Below are 2731 nucleotides of genomic sequence, written 5' to 3'. Positions count from 1 at the left end.
CTACGACATAGTCGATGCAGGGGGTGAGCAACACAAGGAGCACTCCCAGTTGCACCGCCGGGCGGGACGGCACCATTTGGAACAGAAGCCACACCAGCAGCGGAACAGCGATGAAATTGGCCACCAGGAGCGCGCCGAGAAAACGCCGGTTGCGCATCGCGCCTCTGAGATCGGCGAGCGGAACCTGCAGGAACGTGGTATAGATGAGCGCCGCCAGCACGGGTGTGACTGCGAATTCCAGAGGACCGGCAGCATCCGGCGCTATCGAGCCGGCAGCGATTCCGAGTCCAATCGCGCCAAGGTAGACAGTGATCTGACGCCTCTCCAGCCAATCCCGCATCGCCTCAGCCTCTCCCTATCGCACCTGCGTTTCATCCGTCACACAGGGCAGGCTAGCCTCCCCCCACTCCGCCTTGCCGTGAAGGTAGTCGCAGACGCGGGTATACCCCAAGAGCGCAAGTCGCAAGGGACCCCCTCTCGCACGTCTGATTTTGGCCCAGAGCGCCAGGCGTCCTCCTCCAAGGACGAAAAAAAGTCTACGTTAAATTCGGGCAAAGTTCATGAAGCGATACAGGACTGGTAATGCCTTTCAACTTGCGCGTCCCGATGTGTGAGGAATTTTCGGGAGAAAATCGCGTTACGAATCCCTCTGTGGCGAGGTACTCGACGCCAAATGCGTGGGTTTCCTCAAGACATCGGGAGGCTACATTCACCGCATCGCCGATAATGGTGAAATCCAGACGCTCACTCGACCCGATATTGCCGTACAGAACTTCGCCGAAATGCAAGCAGAGGCCGTGCTGCAGGGCCTTCTCACCTGCTTCCATTCGCGCGGAATTCAGCATGTTGAGCCTCTGACTGATGGCGGCGATTGCTTCTTGCGGCCGCGGTTCAGGCGATCCGGGTAAGTTAACTGGAAAGAAGGCTAGAACAGCGTCGCCGATAAATTTCAGTATGTGGCCGCCATTCTCTTCAATCGGAGCGACAAGGCAGTCGAAATAGCTGTTTAGCAGGCTGACCGTCTCTGCCGGCTTCAATTGCGCCGAAAGGCTGCTGAAGTCATGAAGATCCGCAAACAGCACGACAGCCTCGACTAGTTGGCCTTCGCCAAGGCGGATCTCGCCGCGCATGACCTGGCTGCCGGCATGCCGGCCCAGGTAGGTCCGCAGGGCGGTGTCGAGGTTTTCGACGGCAACAAACCGCTCCAGCAGCGCGGCCAGGAGATCTGCCAGCCGGCGGAAGGCAACGAGGCAGCCTTTCGAAAATCCGCCTGGTTGGCGCGTTGCAATCGAAAGCGTGTTGATTGTGCCGCCACTGAAGCGCAACGGGATAATGAGATAGTCGGTGAAACCGTCAAGCCGAAGCTCATCATAGAGATTGCAACGTGACGGTGGGGTGTTTTGGAGGTCTGGAACACGTAACTCTGTACCCGTGGTATGAACGTGATGATCCGGAGAGGAACGGTAGCCCTGCCTGTTCTTAAGCCCATGCGGCCATTCGATCACGCGCACCCGGTCGTCCTTGGCGAGCCACAGGTAAGTACGTGCCCGAAAATCCGGATGCAGCGGTTGCACGCTCACAAAGAGGCGTTCTACCCGCAATGGTGCCGCTGACAGAAGCTGCCCGAACTTTCGGATAGCTGCCTGGGCGTCCTCTGAACTGGCGCCATGTTCCGCTAGACACAGTGCAAGCTGGCCGGTGTCACACCCGAATTCATCAGGTGTTTTTGCTGTATGTTGGCAGTTCAGGTCAGTCATGGTCCCATCTCAGGAAGCCCGTTAGCTTGTTCATATAGTCTCCAGGGATCAAGCGAGCGGCCTGTTTGCGGTGCGCAGCGCGTATGCGAGCAATCCACGCCCACAAGGCAAGAACAGTGGCGCCCGACAGCAGAATGAGTAAACCCGTTCTGGACGACAGAAACATGCTTGCGCTCGATGCATATCCTTCGACTGAATACGCGATTTCGTCTGCCCATGACGCGTTATCGAAGAAAAGCCTTCCCCAATAGAGGGCGATGTAGAGACCGGCCAGCAGTGTCAGAGTGCCGGCTGCCCGTCGCAAGAACACGGTGCGATCTTGAACTAGCTTCAGCAATCCCGAACCTGCGAGTCTTCCGCCCACTGCGACCAGTGTCAAAACGGAGGCTGCCCCGGCCAGGTATGCCAAAAAGCCGGACAAAGAAATCTCGCTCTCCAGAAGAATGGACAGGCCCGCGACAGACATGAACACCGGCAGTGTGCAGGAGATAGACGCAAGCCCATACGAGAGGCCAAATCCGAACGCGCCATAGCGGGTGCTAACTCGGCGGCATTTTTCAATGACTGGAACTCCCGGGAACCGGATCGACGCAATCCAGCTGATGCCGATCAATGCCAGTGCCAATCCCAGTGTCACACCGATCCACGGCAGCGCCGGTCCGAGCCATTCGGAGCCGGCGGCAAGCAGGATCCCGGCAACCAAGAATATGGAAACGAAGCCGAGCGAAACCTGCCCGCCTGAACCGAACGCCCGGATCAGGCGTTCGGCCGCGGGGCGGTCTTCGTGTGCCGCCATTTCACGGGCGAACCACGCTGGCAAAAGGGCAAAGCCGCAGGGGTTGACCGTTGCAACCGCGCCTGCAGTGAACCCGTAAAGGACGAGTGAACTCACGGCGCAGCCTCCTCGGCCGGGGCTTGAAGGAATGGCCGGAAGATCGCAGCGCCGAGGCGCACTCCTTGGGCCAGCGAAAGGT

Annotated in this window: 2 protein-coding genes and 1 pseudogene; all 3 read right to left on the bottom strand. The window is 58.8% G+C overall.

Features of this window, described 5'->3' with window-relative positions; translation table 11 throughout:
* Nucleotides 1-340 (bottom strand): annotated as a pseudogene (locus A2I95_RS30215) (arsenic resistance protein); the annotation flags it as partial.
* A 196-nt stretch (nt 341-536) separates the two neighbouring features.
* Entirely contained in the window at nt 537-1757 is a 1221-nt protein-coding gene (locus A2I95_RS30210) for an adenylate/guanylate cyclase domain-containing protein (protein WP_291735817.1), read from the bottom strand.
* Nucleotides 1750-2649, bottom strand: coding sequence for a cytochrome c biogenesis protein CcdA (locus A2I95_RS30205; protein ID WP_291735815.1), 900 nt, complete (start codon nt 2647-2649; stop codon nt 1750-1752). Before A2I95_RS30205 ends, A2I95_RS30210 begins: the two co-directional genes overlap by 8 nt.
* Nucleotides 2650-2731 lie beyond the last annotated feature (82 nt).

The sequence above is a fragment of the Leisingera sp. F5 genome (assembly GCF_001593695.1).
Note: the sequence above shows the minus strand (reverse complement) of the source record. Positions and strands in the feature narration are given on the sequence as shown.